This is a genomic window from Ruegeria sp. CDSB136 (assembly GCF_059610965.1).
In genome coordinates this window covers 1-16,674 of record NZ_JBXWOP010000030.1, presented here as the reverse complement: position 1 = coordinate 16,674, position 16,674 = coordinate 1, and the positions used below count along the sequence as shown (strand labels likewise).

At 54.4% G+C, this 16,674-nt stretch carries 15 protein-coding genes and 3 pseudogenes; 9 read left to right on the top strand and 9 right to left on the bottom strand.

The window, feature by feature from the left end:
* Positions 1-8: 8 nt before the first annotated feature.
* The gene (locus AC2FIR_RS22550; protein ID WP_496763230.1) at positions 9-182 is read right to left on the bottom strand and encodes a hypothetical protein; all 174 of its coding nucleotides are present in this window, start codon (positions 180-182) and stop codon (positions 9-11) included.
* Between the two features lie 261 nt (positions 183-443).
* Entirely contained in the window at positions 444-1,655 is a 1,212-nt protein-coding gene (locus AC2FIR_RS22545) for a tyrosine-type recombinase/integrase (protein ID WP_496763227.1), read from the bottom strand.
* A 284-nt stretch (positions 1,656-1,939) separates the two neighbouring features.
* On the opposite strand from AC2FIR_RS22545, the gene AC2FIR_RS22540 reads away from it, so the two are divergent.
* Together AC2FIR_RS22540 and AC2FIR_RS22535 are read left to right on the top strand one after the other, a co-directional pair.
* Positions 1,940-2,905, top strand: coding sequence for a hypothetical protein (locus AC2FIR_RS22540; RefSeq protein ID WP_496763225.1), 966 nt, complete (start codon positions 1,940-1,942; stop codon positions 2,903-2,905).
* Positions 2,817-3,008, top strand: a pseudogene (locus tag AC2FIR_RS22535) (transposase); the annotation flags it as partial. The gene AC2FIR_RS22540 and the pseudogene AC2FIR_RS22535, both read left to right, overlap by 89 nt.
* 55 nt (positions 3,009-3,063) lie before the next feature.
* On the opposite strand, the gene AC2FIR_RS22530 reads toward AC2FIR_RS22535, so the two are convergent.
* Positions 3,064-3,435, bottom strand: coding sequence for a hypothetical protein (locus AC2FIR_RS22530; RefSeq protein ID WP_496746008.1), 372 nt, complete (start codon positions 3,433-3,435; stop codon positions 3,064-3,066).
* A 275-nt stretch (positions 3,436-3,710) separates the two neighbouring features.
* Positions 3,711-4,610, bottom strand: coding sequence for a LysR family transcriptional regulator (locus AC2FIR_RS22525; protein WP_496763224.1), 900 nt, complete (start codon positions 4,608-4,610; stop codon positions 3,711-3,713).
* Between the two features lie 96 nt (positions 4,611-4,706).
* Between AC2FIR_RS22525 and AC2FIR_RS22520 the strand changes: the two genes are divergently transcribed.
* Both AC2FIR_RS22520 and AC2FIR_RS22515 read left to right on the top strand, forming a co-directional pair.
* Positions 4,707-5,354: a class I SAM-dependent methyltransferase gene (locus tag AC2FIR_RS22520; protein WP_496763221.1), complete on the top strand. Its 648-nt coding sequence runs from the start codon at positions 4,707-4,709 to the stop codon at positions 5,352-5,354.
* Positions 5,355-5,420: 66 nt separating this feature from the next.
* Positions 5,421-5,894, top strand: coding sequence for a GNAT family N-acetyltransferase (locus AC2FIR_RS22515; protein ID WP_496716039.1), 474 nt, complete (start codon positions 5,421-5,423; stop codon positions 5,892-5,894).
* Here the strand turns inward: AC2FIR_RS22515 and AC2FIR_RS22510 are convergent.
* A complete protein-coding gene (locus AC2FIR_RS22510) occupies positions 5,861-6,868 on the bottom strand; it encodes an AraC family transcriptional regulator (RefSeq protein WP_496716021.1) in 1,008 nt (335 codons plus the stop codon). The genes AC2FIR_RS22515 and AC2FIR_RS22510 overlap by 34 nt on opposite strands.
* Before the next feature lie 137 nt (positions 6,869-7,005).
* Between AC2FIR_RS22510 and AC2FIR_RS22505 the strand changes: the two genes are divergently transcribed.
* Positions 7,006-7,833 carry a Rossmann-fold NAD(P)-binding domain-containing protein gene (locus AC2FIR_RS22505; protein ID WP_480913973.1) on the top strand — a complete coding sequence of 276 codons (828 nt, stop codon included), beginning with the start codon at positions 7,006-7,008 and terminating at the stop codon, positions 7,831-7,833.
* Positions 7,834-8,028: 195 nt separating this feature from the next.
* On the opposite strand, the gene AC2FIR_RS22500 is transcribed toward AC2FIR_RS22505, so the two are convergent.
* Positions 8,029-8,949 (bottom strand): LysR substrate-binding domain-containing protein, encoded by a 921-nt coding sequence (locus AC2FIR_RS22500; protein ID WP_496746012.1) that lies wholly within the window; start codon positions 8,947-8,949, stop codon positions 8,029-8,031.
* A 132-nt stretch (positions 8,950-9,081) separates the two neighbouring features.
* Here AC2FIR_RS22500 and AC2FIR_RS22495 point away from each other — a divergent pair, with 132 nt between their 5' ends.
* Both AC2FIR_RS22495 and AC2FIR_RS22490 read left to right on the top strand, forming a co-directional pair.
* Positions 9,082-10,239: an aromatic ring-hydroxylating oxygenase subunit alpha gene (locus AC2FIR_RS22495; RefSeq protein WP_170615146.1), complete on the top strand. Its 1,158-nt coding sequence runs from the start codon at positions 9,082-9,084 to the stop codon at positions 10,237-10,239.
* Between the two features lies 1 nt (position 10,240).
* Positions 10,241-11,296: pseudogene (locus tag AC2FIR_RS22490) on the top strand (aromatic ring-hydroxylating oxygenase subunit alpha); the annotation flags it as partial.
* On the opposite strand, the pseudogene AC2FIR_RS22485 reads toward AC2FIR_RS22490, so the two are convergent.
* A pseudogene (locus AC2FIR_RS22485) lies at positions 11,210-11,981 on the bottom strand (transposase). The pseudogenes AC2FIR_RS22490 and AC2FIR_RS22485 sit on opposite strands and share 87 nt — an antisense overlap.
* Before the next feature lie 415 nt (positions 11,982-12,396).
* Between AC2FIR_RS22485 and AC2FIR_RS22480 the strand changes: the two are divergent.
* Together AC2FIR_RS22480 and AC2FIR_RS22475 are read left to right on the top strand one after the other, a co-directional pair.
* Entirely contained in the window at positions 12,397-12,816 is a 420-nt protein-coding gene (locus tag AC2FIR_RS22480) for a hypothetical protein (RefSeq protein WP_480812253.1), read from the top strand.
* A gap of 381 nt (positions 12,817-13,197) precedes the next feature.
* Entirely contained in the window at positions 13,198-14,178 is a 981-nt protein-coding gene (locus tag AC2FIR_RS22475; RefSeq protein ID WP_496763219.1) for a hypothetical protein, read from the top strand.
* Between the two features lie 199 nt (positions 14,179-14,377).
* Here the strand turns inward: AC2FIR_RS22475 and AC2FIR_RS22470 are convergent, their stop codons facing one another.
* The gene (locus AC2FIR_RS22470; RefSeq protein ID WP_496746016.1) at positions 14,378-15,268 is read right to left on the bottom strand and encodes a DUF2950 family protein; all 891 of its coding nucleotides are present in this window, start codon (positions 15,266-15,268) and stop codon (positions 14,378-14,380) included.
* A gap of 1 nt (position 15,269) precedes the next feature.
* The gene (locus tag AC2FIR_RS22465; RefSeq protein ID WP_496763215.1) at positions 15,270-16,559 is read right to left on the bottom strand and encodes a DUF3300 domain-containing protein; all 1,290 of its coding nucleotides are present in this window, start codon (positions 16,557-16,559) and stop codon (positions 15,270-15,272) included.
* Positions 16,560-16,674: the final 115 nt, after the last annotated feature.

Sequence of the window (16,674 nt, the reverse complement as noted above, 5' to 3'; positions counted from 1 at the left end):
GATAGTTGTCAGGGTGATCGCCGCTGAACAACATAGTCAGCCAGCCACCGCCAGTAGGTTTCAGTGTTACGGAATCCCTGAGCCCGAGCTGCGAGGTTTTTCGCTTCACGGCGCGAGCACCCGCCATCGTATTCAGCGATGGCAGCCCGTTCCTCGAAGTCGTCAATGTCAGGGAAACTCATGCCGGAAGCCGTATCTGATCGACGACGGATCGACGTTGCGATGAGCCAAAAACCCTCTCTTATCAAATCAACCTAAACTGTGCCATTGGCACTGACGTCAGATAATGAGTTCTTCCGAGGGGTGCTGACGCAAGCACGTTATCGCTTTGTTATGTACAGCTCAGTATGTTGATTGCTCGAATGTACACTATCCCAATTTAAGAATACATTTGAGAGTGGCCGATAGTTGCACTGCACCAATCTGCCCTTATTTCGCACCTCTCAAATTGAAATAACGTCAGCATTCTTGCCAGTCACATGCGCTGCCCAGCGTTCTGCCAATAAAAGTCGTTCGTCAATATAGTCGGATCTTTGGTAGGCGCGTGAGACGGCTGACCCAACCTTATGCCCTATCGCAGTTTCCTTGATTTCATAGCCTGTGCTGGTCGCTTCGTCGGCCCAAGTCCTGAAGCTGGCCCGAAACCCGTGTGGCCGTGCTTCCAGTCCCAACCGCTCCATATGCCGGGACATGCTGGCATCACTAATTACGCCTTTACGGACGCCGGGAAACAAATATCCATCGCGGGCGGCTTCCCGTGCTTTGTCAACGATCCGAAGCGCCTCTTTGGATAGCGGCACCCGAAAGTCATCGGTCTTGCCGCGCGGACCTTTGACCAATTCTGCCGGAACCGTCCAGACATTGTTCTCAATCTGGTTCGTCTTTGCGAATCTTATCGGTCGAGATCGCAACCCCGTCAGGACCAAAAGCTGTAAGGCAAGTTGAACCGTGCCACCGCCGTCGAGGCTCTGATAGAACGCTGGAACGTCCCGCCAGTTCATTGATGGTATATTCTTCGCCTTATGTACTTGCTTGCCTAGAAGTTCACGGGCGTCTTCGATGGCGTGGCGGTCAACCTCGTATTTCTTGGCGCTGGCGTAGCTCAGACAGGCTTTCAGGCGCGTCAGTGCTTTCCGGGCGACATCCGTCTTGGTGTGCCATATCGGGCGGAGGGCGTCGGCGATAGCGGTGCCGGTGACATCCTCAACTGGCTTTTCACCCAAGGTGGGTAGAATGTGTGTTTTTATTGGGCTGTACCAACGCCCAGCTTTCCCGTCGTCTTTCAGCTGCGCTTTGCGGGCTTCGAAGGCTAAAGGCGCGATATTCTTCAACAGTCTCATTTCGCGGGCCATGGGATCGTTGGCAATCTGGTTGGCGACGGCTTGCGCTTTTTCTGCATTGCGAACTTCAATAGGGTTGCCGCCACGCTTGACGATCCCCCGGTAGGCGTCAGCCATTTCACGAGCCTGTGCTAAAGTCACGCCGGGATAACCGCCCAAACCCATCTCTTTGCGCTTACCCGAATAGGTGAACCGAAACACCCATTGGTCCCCTGTGGTAAGTCGATAAAGGTACAGCCCCCCACCGTCACTGTGCTTGCCTGATCCGGCACTGCGGACCTTTGCCGCGCTCAACTTGTAGAGTGATCCGGCCATATCCCCTCACAGTAATCTGTATCCCCTGTTTTATCCCCCCTTTTCCATGCGGTTTCAAGACGCACTCTGAGGCATAGTGATCGTTAAGCTGATAAAGTTTTTTGTTTTTGTTAACAAAAAATGGTCTCACGGAGGAATCTTGACGCATTGTGGTGAATGTGTTCAGTGCCGTGTGGGGGCACCACTATCATCACTTCAGAGCCTTTATTTCCTTATTTCATTGGGATATCTGCCCAGAAATTAGGACACAGATGAGGGCACCTTTAATACACAGAGGTGAGAACATGGTGAACCACAAGCTGAAACATCTGGACAGCATGCGCGGCGGCAAGACGCTGCGGTATCGTCGGCGCTGGCCAAAAGATATCGCTGATCAGATGGATAGTGCGACCTTGATTGTGTTTCTAAAAAACAAGTCAGGCCCCAAGATGGTTCAAGAGCATGCAGCAATTGACGCCATGTTTGAGAAAACCGTTCAGACCATGCGTGAACGGCTGACCGGACTGGACGCTAGAACACCCGGCCAAAAGTTTCACGAAGCTGCCTTGAAGGCCGCGGGGTTGCTAGAAGGCGTCACTGGCTTAGACGAAGATGACCCATGGTTGCGTAGTCATCTTGCGGGCATCACTCCTGACCCGATGGTTAAGGAAATCCTCACTAACCCTAAGGCCAAACCCCCAGCCCCTACCGTGGCCGATGGTGTCGGCATGTATCGAACTCTTCGCTGCGCTGATAGCAAGGCCAAGCGCACTCGTCTGGACCGTCTAGCAGGGACCCTCAAGGCCGTCTGGGGGCCGCTGGATAAGTTGCCCTTGGAAAAACTCAAGCGCGCTCATGGCCGGGATTTGGTCGACCACTACAAGGCCCATCGGAAGGGCAATGGGGAACCACTGAGTGCTGACACCATCAAGCGTGAAGTTGGCCAAGCTTCTGCGTTGATCACCTTAGCTCTGCGTGAGAACGATCTGGCTGGCAAAGTGGCGAACCCTCTGGATGGCATTGAGTTGCCCAAGGCGTCCACCCGAAAGGCCGACAAAAGGAAGCCCCTTATCCGCCGCCAACAAACCCGAAACCTATTCATGCCCCACAGGGTACTCTTAGAGTCTCTCAGGTATGCGGGGTGTTTTCTGTATCGGGCTGCTAGGTTTGTTTACGTGAGGCTGTATCCCCGGTCGGAAGCAGCGCAAGACAACGGTGAAGTACGACAAGCACCGATACAAACGAAGCAAACGGATCGAGATCATGTTTAGCAGGCTCAAGGATTGGCGGCGTGTGGCAACCCGTTACGACAGGTGCCCGAAGGTCTTCCTCTCAGCAATCGCCCTCGCAACTCTCGTCATCTATTGGCTATGAGGCCTGAAACTAAGAAACATTTGCCCAAATAGCGAACGCCAAAGAACTTCGAAGATCAATCGATTTCTTTCTTTAATTCGTCACGAGCTTCGTCAGCCTCGCCCTCTAGCTCTTCGCGCAATTCCTCGGCCTCGTCTTCAAGGTCATCGCGCTCCGCATCGATCTCTTCTTCGAGCTCATCGCGCACATCGTCAGCTTCTTCCTCCAGTTCGTCACGAACTTCGTCTCCGACCTTCTCGCCTACATCCCGAACAGCGTCGCGTGCATCGCCGTCAATCCGATCACTTCTACTATCCACGCGATCCTGTGCCCTATCTGCGCCTCGGTTCCCAACATCGCGCGCCTCTGCGCCAAAGGGTACGTTAATTAAAGCGGCAGCTATCAACGACAAGCCGAAAGGTGAGACAGTTCGGAGAGGGTTCTTCATGGATTTTCCTTCAGAAGTTTTGGCAAAATACACTCGGAGAAGCGCCTTAGTTTTTGTTATTTTTTTGATGTTAATTCGACAAAAACAGCCGTCAAGTTTCACGACAAATTGCGCGTCCGCTGCATACAAGTTGCCGTTTAGACGCGCGTACCGCGTAGCGACAGAGACATTCTAAGTCTGTATGGCCCGCATAGCAGTCGTTCACGCGGAGTATGGCGAACGACTGCATAGAGCCCGAAGCAGACTCCAGTTCACGACACCGGACCAACTCAAGTTCAATAATTTGTCCGCGAGCCGAGATGGTCTGCAAGCTGATCAAAAACCAACCTGATCCTACGCGCTGTTTGTAACTCAGAGTGTGTGGCCAACCAGATAGGAAATTTGAATGGCTCGCGTTCGGGCAGAACACGCTCCACACCGGGTGTAAGGGCCGCCACATCGTCTGACATAACACTAATGCCGAAGCCTTGGCGCACAAGCTCCCATGACACCATCCCGCTCTGCGATCCAATCCGAAAATTCTTGCGGGTTACTTCGATGCCAGCCGGATTGAGAAATCCAATTATCGTGTCAACATCGCCAAAGCCGACGAAATCCAACTTAGTAAGTTCGTCTTCATTTCGTGGTCGCCCAACCTGTTCGAGATATGAAGGGGCAGCGTAAAAATGTGCCGACGCTTCTGCCACGAGCTTTGCAATCAGGTCCGGCTGTGTCGGGCACACATGCCGAATTGCGATATCTGCCTCGCGCCGCTGTATGTCTCGTATGTCATTTGCTGCGACAACGTCGATCTCAAGCTGCGGTGCCGCGAGCCTGATCTGTTTGAGAATAGGCGGTAGCTGATAGGCTGACATCACGTCGGAAGCAGTGATCCTGACTTGCCCTTCAACTGCTTGCGACTGGCTTGTTGCGGTCAGAGAAATTCTGTTCGCGACATTTGCCATTTCACTGACATGCACCAAAAGCTCAGCACCGGCTGTTGTCAGATTAAGCGACTTGCCAACCCTTTCAAACAAGGTGACGCCAAGCGCCTGTTCCAGCGCGGCGACCTGACGACCGACGGTTGGCTGGGTCTGCTCAAGCACGCGCGCCGCGGCGGAAAACGAGCCTTCTTCTGCCGTTGCAAGAAAGGACCGAGCCTGGTTCCAATCGAAATTGATAGCCTTCCAATTCATGCATTAATGCATAACAGTTCTGCAATATCTGGCAATTTAATAAATCAGCGTTTTAAGATATTGGCTGCGGTGACACCAAAGGAAAAGAGAAACGATATGGCTGCATTGTCCAAAGATGCCGCATTTTGGAGCAGGATTTCGCGCAAATATGCGGCTGATCCTATCCGAAATATGGAAGGGTATCTGAACACGCTCAACCGTACAAAGTCCTACCTGAAAGCCGAAGACGGCGTGCTGGAAATCGGGTGTGGGACGGGGTCAACCGCGTTGCTACTGGCACCACATGTGGCTCAAGTCACTGCCTCCGATCTCGCACCGGGGATGATCGAAATCGCCAACGAGAAACTTGCTGAAGAAGAGCTGGAGAATGTAACGTTCAAAGTGGCCGAGGTTCTGCAGCACGATCCTAACGACGGTTCTTACGACGCTGTCCTCGCACATAATCTACTGCACCTTGTACCCGATATGGGCCATGCACTCGAACACATTGCGACCCTTACAAAACCCGGTGGGGTGTTCATTTCAAAGACCGTTTGCGCTCCAGAGAGTGGAGGGTTCAAATATGGCATAATCAGGCGAATAGCGATCCCGATCATGCAGGTGCTCGGGAAAGCTCCGTTCGTAAATATTGTATCTGTAGCTGAACTCCAGCAAGCCATTGAACTTGCGGGCTTCGATATCGTCGAGACTGCGGATCAAGCCGGGTTATTGCCGAGCCGGTACATTGTCGCGAGAAAGCTGTGAAACAGTATTCGCGCCATAATTACTTTGCATGCAAGGGACAGCTCGTGCCATCAAATGAGTATAATGATGAAAGATGGGATTTCACTTGCACGCCTTTCGGAAATCGATCCGAATGACATTGCGGTTCATACGTCCGACCCCCGGGTAGCAGAGCATATGCCGCTTTTGACGTTCAAATGGAATGTTGACGTCGCAAGAGAGTTTATTGCCAAGAAGGAAGGCTACCGGGCACGGGACGGTCTTGGACATTGGGCGTTTTTGTCAGGCGGTCAGTATGTTGGTTTGGGGGGCTTTCAAAAAGAAGATGACGAGTGGGATTTTGGGGTGGTTTTGCGGCCCGACGCCTTTGGCCTTGGGAAACGGATTTCCAAAATGGCAATCGGCTTTGCGATTGCTGACAAACGTATCCCCTTTGTCACGTTTCTGCTGCCACCAAGTAGAAAAAATCTGGGTGCGCTCCGGAAACTCGGTGCCAAACACATCGGCGAGATCGAATACGAAGGGGCTCAGTTTCTCAAGTTTCGCTTGGATACGGAGTGAACTCCGTTCTTCCTGATTTTTCCCGGTGGTGCGCCAAATACCCGTTTGAAGGCCTTGTTGAACGCAGGCTCTGACAAGTATCCGATGTCAGCGGCAATCTGCGAGATAGGTTGATCGGTGGACACCAACCTCTCGCTGGCCAGGTGCATACGCCACGTTGCAAGATACTGGATTGCTGGAACGCCTACCAACTCAGTAAACCGTGCCGCGAAAGCAGATCTGGACATACCAGCAACCTCCGCGAGAGACTCGACCGTCCAAGCCGCAGCAGGCGTACGGTGAATTGCGACTATCGTGCGACCGATCTGCGGGTCTCGCGCAGCTTTTAACCAGCCTCGATCTGCATCGGGTGCGCTGTTCAGCCAACGACGAATGGCCTCGATGACAACCACATCGGCCAGTCGCGTGATCACGGTTTCGCCGCCCGGTCTCAATTCCCGCGCCTCTTTTGCGATGAATTGTAAGGTTGCCTGTAACCAGCTTCCGGCGTCCTCCTCCCACGGGTCGATTTTGAGTACATCCGGAAGCAAGCGCATCAACATATCACTGGCGGCGTGATGTATTCGGACCAAGCCGTACATGATGCCCGTCTCCGCGCCGCCGCCGCCGTATTCCAGTGTTTCATAAAGCTCGGTTACCTTGCGAATGGGCAACTCCTCCAGCGTCAAAAGCGGCGTGTCTTCTGAGCTAAAGAAACCTACAGGTGCTCCGTTGGTCATCAAGACCAGATCGCCTTTTTCGACCTCGAACGGGTCATCCTCACCGACCTTCATCAAGCACCGCCCGTGTGTGATGACCGCAAAGCTCAGTACGCCGGGAAATCCCGGTATCGATACGCCCCATGGTGCAGTCATGCGAGATTGGCAATAGAATGTACCTGTCAATTTCAGCAAATGGAGGATTTCCCCCAGCGGATCGCCGATCGGCTGTGCCAGTGCATCTGGGTCAGGGACATGCGGTTCAACCTTGTTCATGTGCGGACCTTGGCTGAAATTTAGCTCTCCGTCTACCTACTTTGGACGATCGAATAAGAATATCGGATTTTGAAGAATAGAACATCTCTATTGATTGCCTAATTTCGGGCCATCAAGTGAACTCATGGAGATGACCAATGATAAAGCAAACCATTCTTGTACTTGGCGCAACAGGCAAAACCGGATCGCGGATCGCGACACGTCTGGAAGAAAAAGGGCAGACAGTCCGGCGCGCATCGCGAAACAGTGAAACGCCATTTGACTGGGAACAACCGCAGACCTGGCCCGCAATCCTGGAAGGCGTCTCGTCTGCCTATATTTCTTACTTTCCTGACATCGCTATTCCAGGCGCGGTTGAGCAAGTAGAAGCCTTCACAGCATTGGCTCGTGAAAAGGGATTACGGCGTGTTGTGCTGCTAACCGGGCGTGGCGAGTTTCATGCGGAACGAGCGGAAGCAGTCGTACGCAATTCCGGAGTTCCGTTCACTATCGTTCGTGCAGCATGGTTTGCACAAAACTTCTCTGAAGGGGCATTGCTTGATCCGGTCATGGCAGGTGTCTTGCCGATGCCCGCCGGCGATGTACGCGAACCAATCATCGACGTAGACGACATTGCCGATGTTGCCGTAGCATCACTGACCGAAGACGGACATACCGGTGAGCTGTACGAGGTCACCGGCCCCCGTCTAATGACGTTTGCAGACATGGCCGCAGAGCTTTCGCGCGCCATGGGCAGGACTGTGCAATACCTGCCAATTTCATTCGAAAACTTCCACGCGGAAATCGCGCGTGCGAATGGCGAGATGATTGCTGATGTGATTACGGACATCGCGCGTGAAACGCTGGACGGGCGCAATGCGAAACTCGCAGACGGGGTCCAGCGTGCGCTTGGACGCGCGCCACGCGACTTCGCTGACTTCGCAAACAAAGCTGAAATGTCTGGCGCGTGGACCAAAGCCGCTTGAGCCAGGCCAAAGGACATTGGAGACAAACATGAAACTTGAACTTAGAGGCAGACTTATCTTGGGCATGTCCGGATTAACTGCATTCGCCATAGGTCTGGCCATCACTCTGGACCCACAGTCTTTCTACGCCAACTACGGCATCGTACCCACTGTGCCAAGGGGCCTGACACCCAGCTGGAGGTTACAACACTTTTCTCATTCAGTTTGGTCCTCAGAACGGCCACCAAAGTGCTCACTCGCAAGTGCCTTAAAACCCATGATGAACTTGCTCTGAAGATCTCTGTGATACGCAAGTACAACGTTTAGGGGACGCAGGGTTTCGACCAACTGCAGCGCTTTTATCGTGCCTCCGCTATATGTCGTCGTCGACTCGGGCAGCATTATCAAAAACGAAAATCCGAACTCCTCAGCTACGGCGCTGCGCACGGTTTCAAGCGAATTTGATGCATAGGCTATGTCTGGATAGAGGGCCGCCTCTCTCAGCAAATCTTCGAAATAGGTCCGACTGCCTGGCCCGTCGAACATGACATATGGAATATCGCGCAAGTCAGATAATCGAACCTCTTCATTTTGTGCCAGCGGATGATTTGAAGAAATAATAACTTTCGGCTGCAAAGCGGCCAGTCTGACGATCTCCAGCCCATCCAGTGACCAGCCCCGGTCGTATGTCAGAGCCAGATCAATCTCTCCGTTTCGCAGCGCATCGCCAAGTTCAGCCAGACCATACTCTTGTTGAAACACCTGGACATCCGGATAGGTGTTTTGAAATTTTCGAATGAGCGTCGGAAGGAAAAAGGGTGAAAGGGTCCGAAATGCGCCCAGCCGAAGTTCGCCCGCCGTTTCCGAAAGCAGTGCCTTTGCCTGAGTGCGGACACGTTCAGCCTGCGCTTCAAGTTCCTTGACATGTTCCAGAAACAGGCGCCCCTGAAGCGTGAGCGACAAGCCCCGAGCATGGTGGCGATTGAACAGGACCAACCCGGTGACATCTTCAAGCTTTTGTATCGCCTGCGCGACCGAAGGCTGCGAAATGTTCAACACACGCGCGGCCTGTGCAATGCCGCCGTATTCGGCGACGGTTCGAAAATAGGTGCATTGGCGCAAAGTGAAGCGAACCATATTTTACCTTCTTAAAGGCCATCTTTTTTAAGTTTTTATATTTTTCAGTTCGAGTGCAACATGAAATCGTCCGAGGATGACAGGCTGTCTTGGCCTGCAAATCGGGGTCACCGCATGATTGAGGAGCCACCCATGTCGTTAGACCAGGCAGTTACTGAATTGTTGAATGCCGCTCATCGGCCGATGGAAGACGCGGTTGCCATGCCTCCTTCTGTCTACACAAGTCAGGATTTCCTGCGCAGTGAGTTGGACAATGTTTTTGGCAAGGACTGGGTCTGCGTTGGACGTTCCAGCCGATTGGCAAACCCCGGTGACTACATTGCCCTTGAAGTCGCGGAACAACCCATCGTCGTGCTTCGGGGCAAGTCCGAAGAGCTGAAAGCGTTTTCGAATGTCTGTTTGCACCGCATGTCGACGATCGTGGAAGGCGAAGGGAACGCCCGCGTTCTGGTCTGCCCGTATCATGCCTGGACCTACGATCTGGAAGGCAACCTGCGCGGCGCACCGTTCATGAAAGAGACGACGGGTTTTTGCAAAGAAAGCTACAAGCTCCCCAAAATCCGCTGCGAGGAATGGCTGGGCTGGATTTACGTGACCCTGAACCCGGATTCAGCCCCGGTGGCCCAGCAACTGTCCGAACTGGAAGAGATGGTGTCCCAGTACGGCATGGAGAACTATGTCGAGTGCTTCCGCGAGACCCATGTCTGGGACACGAACTGGAAGGTTCTGGCAGAGAACTTCATGGAGAGCTACCACCTGCCTGTGTGTCACGCCCAGACAGTTGGGGGCCATTCCAAACTGGAGGAGATGGATTGCCCGCCTGGGCTGAAGCACTTCAATTATCACTGGATCACCAAAGAGGCGTCGCTGCCGATGGGCAACGCCCATCCGGACAACACGCGCCTTGAGGGCGATTGGCGCAAGACCACCGCTCTGCTGACGCTTTACCCAAGTCACCTGATTACTCTGACGCCGGGATACTTCTGGTATCTTTCGTTGCACCCAAAAGGCACGGGCCAGGTCTCGATTGTCTATGGCGGCGGTTTGTCACCCGAATTCATGGCGGACCCGAAGGCTGATGAATACATCGCGACACTGAAGAAACTGCTGGATGACGTGAATGACGAAGACCGCGGCTGTACGGAAAAAGTGTTCAAAGGTCTGAATTCCGGCGCGGCGCGGGCCGGACACCTCTCTTACCTCGAACGACCGATTTACGACTTCACGCAGTATCTGGCCGAGAAGACGGCCGGGTTCAACCGCGTCTTCGGACAGGAGGCCGCGCAGTAAAATGCAAATGGTTCGAAAGCAGCGGGTCGCTGAGATGGTGGGAATGCTCCATCAGGTCGCGGCCCTGCCAGAGTCGCAAGCGCAGTGCTTGCCCGGATGGTTTTACACGGATCCCGAGTTCTTTGATTTCGAGGTGAGAACATTCCTGAGCAAGGAGTGGCATTGCCTTGGCCGTGCCGACGAAATCCCAAGTGCCGGGGACTACTTTACAGCGCAGCTTTTCGACGAACCCCTGCTGGTCGTTCGCGGGGATGACGAGCAAGTCAGAATCTTGTCGAACCTGTGCCGCCATCGGGGCATGCCGATTGCCGAAGGGTCTGGTTCAACCCGTAAGTTTGTCTGCAGCTACCATGCCTGGAGCTATGCGCGAGACGGTGAGCTTTTGAACGCGCCGCGTATGCGTGACAAAGGCGTCAAAAAGGGCAGTTGCGCCTTACCGGAATTTCGCTGTGAGCAGTGGAACGGCTTTATCTATGTCAATCTGGACGATGATGCAGAGCCGCTGGCGCCGCGCCTTGAGCAACTGGAAGTTCTGCTTGGCAACTATCAGACGGACAGGATGCGCCATGTTGCAACGTTTGAAGAAGACTGGCACACGAACTGGAAGTGCCTTGTCGAGAATTTCATGGAAGCGTACCACCTTTCGGTCGTGCATCCGGAAACGTTGCATCCCTACACGCCGACGGGTTTAAGCCGAAAGGCCTTATCCGACGACACGTTCACGGCTTATTGTGCCAACTACCCATCAAGCGCCGAATCCCGTGGCATGGGCGCGCCAGGTCTGAGCGACGACGAACGGCGCCGCTCGACCTTGTTCAATGTATTCCCCGCTCAGGTGGCCAGCCAGGCCGCGACATTGCTAGTTTCTTTGTCCATCAAACCTTTGTCCGTGGATTGCATCCGGGTGAGATGGACGATGTCGACCTATGGCGACGAGCTGACCCAGGATGAGTTGGAAGAACGCATCAAGCTATGGCACGAGGTAAATCGCGAGGATCGCGAGAAGCTGGAGAAAATGCAATCGGGGCTCAGTTCGCGCCATGCGCCTTCCGGCCACCTCGCGCCAAGCGACTATGAAGGAACGATATGGGATTTTTATCGTTACCTGTCGCGACAATTCCCTGCATGATAAAAAATGGAGGCCAGTGGATATACCTGTGTCTTTCAACATATCTCGGAACCTGTCGTCGTCGTGGTGGGGATCTCCGAGCAGACGGTCCACATTTGGTGGGCAACTGATCAGGACCCGAGCACCGATTTGATCGCTGATCCGCCCGTCGGTAACGAACAGGTTGAGCGGGCGCCTTTGGCTGTCGCAAATGGCATCAAGCTTGGTATTCAAGCCTCCTTTGGTTCTCCCGATCCGGCGGCTAACCTTTATTGCGCGACCATGCTCGTCGCGGCGCGGAGTGACCTGAGATACTTGCGCAGGCTCAGCTGAACGCATGATGCTCGCCTGTTCCTATCGATCTTGACGGCCTTCTCTTTGCTGTGCTCGGCGACAAGAACGGCCATCATCCGGACGAAAACACCGTCTTGTTCCAATGCTTCCACCGGCTGCAATGGGTCTTGTGCAGACCGTCGGATTCCGGATCGTCCCGCCATCCCAAACCGCCGCCATTGATGAAGATAATCTCGGCAAACACCCTTTTGGCATCAACCCGAGGCTTGCCCTGTGGCTTCCGGAAATAAGGAGCGAGCTTAGCCATCTGCTCAATGGTCAGCCAATTCAGGTCGCTCATGTCGCGGCTCGGTTTTCGAACCGTGAACCTCCCATCGCAGGAAAAAATACATCCTGACCCTGGTGAGCCATTGCCCTGTTTGCCATCGGGATAATGGTTTCCGACGCAGGCGGGAAGTAGCCCACAGCACCTGAGTGGTTCCGATCCGTGTAATTTCACCCTTAACTGTAATCAATTTGCTGCTCTCACAGGAATTGTTGCCCGCATGCCAGGTAAACGGAAAGGCCAATATGGTTTTCTGGTCTTCGGGTTGAGGGTTTATCTGCCTGAAAGTTGAAATAATTACAGTGGCTTAACTTTCTCCGCGCGGCTTTAGATCAGTACGCACTTTTGAAAGTGAACTATTTTACTTTCGCGAGGGCGATGTTCTGGCAGTGTTGTCGTGTGTGAATTTGTTAGTGTTGTGTGTAGTCAGATGTACTTGGCCAAATTCGAAGAACAGTTCTGTATTGTCAGCGACATCCGCAAGGATGAGTTTTCCCGGAAGTTTTCTTTGCTCGACATGGGCGCGGTACACGCGCAGTGGAAGACAGGCTCGCGGCTGGTCACGCGGATTGGCGACATCTGGAAGCGAAGCGGAAAGGTTTTCTCCGTTCCATATGAAGGTATTGACGCGTATCCATCTTTTCAGTTTGCCGAAGATGGTACTCCGTTTCCGTTGATGGAAGATGTTTTGAAGGCGCTGCCCGTTGAAATGACCCCGTGGCAATGCGCGTTGTGGATGACCTCGCCCAAAAGTGAGCTGGGAGGCGAAGTTCCGGTCAGCTGTATTCAGTCTGGAGATGACCGTGTGGTCGACGTGGCAAGAAGTGCCACCGCAAACCGTCTCAACTAAACGACTGGCTTTCAGGACGTACGGTTAATTAGAGAACTACTTGCCAGGTTCGAATGTCATTCAAATTGCGGCAAGGCAGTTTGGTCAGCCTCAAAGTCACTCTGTCGCCCTTTTTGCCAAGCCGCGCCGCCAAGGCGGTTTCCGAAGCCTGTGAAGCCATAACCACGAAATCGGCACTTAATTCTAGACGGGCACTTCCAGATCAGCAGCCGTCAACGCATGAACCTCAGTGTTTTGGAAAATGAACTGCCAAGAGACCTCTCATTGCAAAAAGTGGGATTTGCGGCAACAGGCGCCCTCCGTCGTTCCTTCGACAGACATCCCTGCACGCTAAAATTGTGGTAGGTTGGTCACGAGGACATACTGGCAGGAGGTTTTCCGTTGAAACCGATATCGCTCCGTCTTGCAGTCACGTTCATGACAATTGCCGTCTCGGCAGGTTCGCTGCCTGATCAAGTTAAGGCGTTGTCATCGGATATCCCCGCCTGGTTGCAAAAGCATGTGGGCACGGGCGATGGCCAAATAGCTCCGATCGTCCTGAAAAGGGCGCGGGATTTGTATCAGGAAAAAGTGCGGCAGGGCGTGGTCAGAAACCCTTGCTATCTTGCAAAGGATGCAACCCGGCCCAGTACCGCGCGAAACGGCAACCCGGGACGTCGGTTTTATGTCATCTGCGAGTCTCGGAAATCTTTCCAGGCCGTCTCGTCCGGCTATGGGAATGGTCGAAAACTGCAACGCGCCAATTTCTCAAACGGTCGGCAATGCGCGAAGAATTTCAGCAACGCTGAGGGGTCGAAACTAACCGCTGGCGGATCCTACGTGACCGCCGAGACACGAACATCATTCAAAGGCTATTACAGTCATTCCGGTCAGACGAAACCGTTCTATCGGACGTTTCTTTTGTTTGATGGCGAAGGCGAAACGAGCAACTCACGGGAGCGCGCAATTGGCGGACATCCTGCCGTTTTCCTGAAGTGGCAATGCCGGTTCAAAAATCCGCAAAGCTCTCATGCGGATGATGACGGCTATGTCCCATACGGAAGGCTCGTGAACTATACCGGGGGCCGCAGCAACGGGTGCACGACATGGTCGCAATCCGCCTCGAAAGAGATTCTGGCCCTGGTGGAAGGGAACCCGACAACCCTCTACATCTATCCGGAAGGCAAAGACATTAACGCCGTCGCAAAGGCGGTCAAAAAGGGCAAATCGTTGTCTGGGGCAGGGGTTTACTGGAACGCCGCCTGTCTACAGGCAATTGGTGCTCCGAAGTTCTGGCCCAAGCGTAGCCTCCAACCCATCATAAACCAATGGAGGGATTCTTTGCCCAAGCAACCTCCATTGGTGTTGCCGATCTGCAAGTAAGGCGGGCGGGACGAAGGCACCGATACATTGGTTTCGCGGGACAGCGCTGAAGTGCGCGATCCTTTCCCGATTATTCGATATGGTCCAGTTGGAGCAGGCTCGTCGCTTGACGCCATCCGGTCGGCATGGTCGCCCACTTTGGGCGACCATCACTTACCAATCGCTTTGCTGCGGCGGGAAGTGCGCCGGAGATCGGCGGCTACTCAACCGGCGACCAGTCCGGGCCGGGATCGTAGATGTTGATATCGGCAGTGGCATCGAGTGTCTCGGGGCCGAAATCGGCCTCGTAAACGATACCGTTTTCACCGACCATGAAGGAATGAATGCCTGTTTCTCCGTAATCCGAAGGCACTGCAAGCAAGGCATGTCCGGCCACGAAGCGATCCCCGACAAAGTACGAGTATGCTCCACCAGCCGCATTCGCCCCCTGTTCGTGAAGGATGGTGAAGTAATAGCCGAGGAATGGTTCCGCCTCATAGTCGGTCTCACCGTCGCTCCACCCCGAGGCGGCGGCTCGGGCAAGTGCTGCGCCGACAAAGCTGTCGTCTTCGGGCCAGAAAAGTCCGTTTCGCTCGCCCGGGTCGGAAATGATCGTCTGAGCAAATTCCATGACGCCATCGCCGTTGTGATCCACCAGCCGGAATGCCGCCTGTAGGTCGACATAAGCCTCCAGCAAATCAATCACTTCCAGCTCATTCAAACCGATTTCCCGGGCCGAAAGTTCTTCGATCCCGGCCTCCAGGTCAAAACGCCAGCCGTCTTCCCCGCGCAGGATTGGAATCGGGAAAGGCCAACTGTCTTCACCCAGCAGAAGAACAACCCCATCATCCTCGGGCTGAAAGCGGTACCCTTCAGCGTACATGCCAAGAACTTCCTGCCTTCTTTGCTGGTCTTCTGCCGGATCTCCCGATCCGACCAAATCTTCGGCTTCAGGTCCGAAAATCTCAAGCAACTTACTGTGATCATTGGCTTTCAGAGCATCTGCGAACGCGTCCAGCGCGCTTTGCGGAGTACCAAACCGGGCGCCGTCAGAAAGCGCGACGCCTGCGGTCGCAGCGAGCAAAACAACTGAAAATACCGATATACGCATCTTACCGTCTCCGCTTGCCTTTGGCGGCGTGCCCTCGCTTGGACGCGCTATGAGTTCTGCTGCCGGACGCCTTTTTCTTCATCGCCTGCCCCCTGGACGCACTGGGTTTGCGCTGCGCCGTTGCGGGCTTCTTCGCCTGCGGTTTTCTGGCGGTCTGCGGTTTTTGTGCGACAGGCCGTTTCGCCGCATCGGGTCGTTTGGTCCGATCAACGGCCTGTTGTTTTGCAGCGGCCTTGTCCCGGTCGACGTTGCCCCGGTTTATCTGCGGCAACGGTTTTTTCCCACCGCTCCGATTTGCCAGAGCACCTCCGGCCACGGCCCCTGCACCTGCGCCAGCCGCAACGGCAGCCGCCGCACGGTCCCGGCTGATGTCCGCGGCGCCGGACTCGCGGCTCAGTTTTGACCGCAATTCATCCGTGCGACCCTCGGGGCGGTTGACCGGCAAATTGCCACGACCCCCTTCAGGTCTTTTGTGATTGGCGATTTTGTCTCGGGCTTGCTGCTGACGGCCAGGATCGGGTTTCCATCCGATATCCGTGCGGTTGCCCCGATCAATGTTGTTGCCGATGTTGACGTTTCCATCGACGTCAATGTCGATGTTCGGGTTTCTGTAAATCGGGCCACCGCCCCAGCCACCGCAGTTTCGGCACCCCCAATAGCCATACCAATCGTCGTCGTCGTCAAAAATCTCGTCGATCAGGGCGACGGTGCCAAATGTCAGCAGGGCTGCGCCTGCAACGTCGCCAACCGACGGTCCCGTATAGACGGTCTCAGGGTTGTACTGTGGGACGTATACGGTTTCCGGCTCTGTCGGTGTAATGACAACCGTGTCTTCTTCCGTCACCTCGACAGTTTGCGCGGGCCCGGACACAAGCGCTCCGCTGTCAATCGCCTGGTCCCGCATGACTTGAACCGCATCCAGCACATCATCGGACTGCGCCAGCATGGCTGTTCCCACCGTCTCGGTCCAATCGACATGGGTGGCCATCTGACCGACGACTTCGGGAAACGCTGTCGCCAACACACTGACCGAAGGATCCCAGCCCATGGCTTCAATTTCCGGACCAAGCTCGGAGGCGTCTCGGTCGGCGTTGTCCAGCAAATACCGTTCGGCCTTCACGATCTCCAACGGCTGCGTCGCCGCGACCAAAATCTGTATCAGCAGCGTATCAGGATAAAGAGCGACCGGAGCGACCAGGGTCTGCAACTCAGCATCAGTCAGAAGATCGGACGAAGTGGCCGAGGCGTTTTCCGTCGCAGCAGCGTCATCAGATGCCTCTTGTGCGAACAAGGTCGTAGATGCGCAAATACCGAGCGCAAATATTAGATATCTAAACCGACATTCCCCAAGTGGCCTGGGTTCTGACGTTAAGGTCGCCTGACTGCGCCACCTGATCAAGCGTTTT

Excerpts from the sequence above, each read along its gene's own strand:
- AC2FIR_RS22480 (WP_480812253.1), top strand. The coding sequence starts at position 12,397 with ATGTACTTGGCCAAATTCGAAGAACAGTTCTGTATTGTCAGCGACATC.
- AC2FIR_RS22545 (WP_496763227.1), bottom strand. The coding sequence starts at position 1,655 with ATGGCCGGATCACTCTACAAGTTGAGCGCGGCAAAGGTCCGCAGTGCC.
- AC2FIR_RS22525 (WP_496763224.1), bottom strand. The coding sequence starts at position 4,610 with ATGAATTGGAAGGCTATCAATTTCGATTGGAACCAGGCTCGGTCCTTT.
- AC2FIR_RS22520 (WP_496763221.1), top strand. The coding sequence starts at position 4,707 with ATGGCTGCATTGTCCAAAGATGCCGCATTTTGGAGCAGGATTTCGCGC.
- AC2FIR_RS22510 (WP_496716021.1), bottom strand. The coding sequence starts at position 6,868 with ATGAACAAGGTTGAACCGCATGTCCCTGACCCAGATGCACTGGCACAG.
- AC2FIR_RS22505 (WP_480913973.1), top strand. The coding sequence starts at position 7,006 with ATGATAAAGCAAACCATTCTTGTACTTGGCGCAACAGGCAAAACCGGA.
- AC2FIR_RS22470 (WP_496746016.1), bottom strand. The coding sequence starts at position 15,268 with ATGCGTATATCGGTATTTTCAGTTGTTTTGCTCGCTGCGACCGCAGGC.
- AC2FIR_RS22500 (WP_496746012.1), bottom strand. The coding sequence starts at position 8,949 with ATGGTTCGCTTCACTTTGCGCCAATGCACCTATTTTCGAACCGTCGCC.
- AC2FIR_RS22515 (WP_496716039.1), top strand. The coding sequence starts at position 5,421 with ATGAAAGATGGGATTTCACTTGCACGCCTTTCGGAAATCGATCCGAAT.
- AC2FIR_RS22530 (WP_496746008.1), bottom strand. The coding sequence starts at position 3,435 with ATGAAGAACCCTCTCCGAACTGTCTCACCTTTCGGCTTGTCGTTGATA.
- AC2FIR_RS22540 (WP_496763225.1), top strand. The coding sequence starts at position 1,940 with ATGGTGAACCACAAGCTGAAACATCTGGACAGCATGCGCGGCGGCAAG.
- AC2FIR_RS22550 (WP_496763230.1), bottom strand. The coding sequence starts at position 182 with ATGAGTTTCCCTGACATTGACGACTTCGAGGAACGGGCTGCCATCGCT.
- AC2FIR_RS22495 (WP_170615146.1), top strand. The coding sequence starts at position 9,082 with ATGTCGTTAGACCAGGCAGTTACTGAATTGTTGAATGCCGCTCATCGG.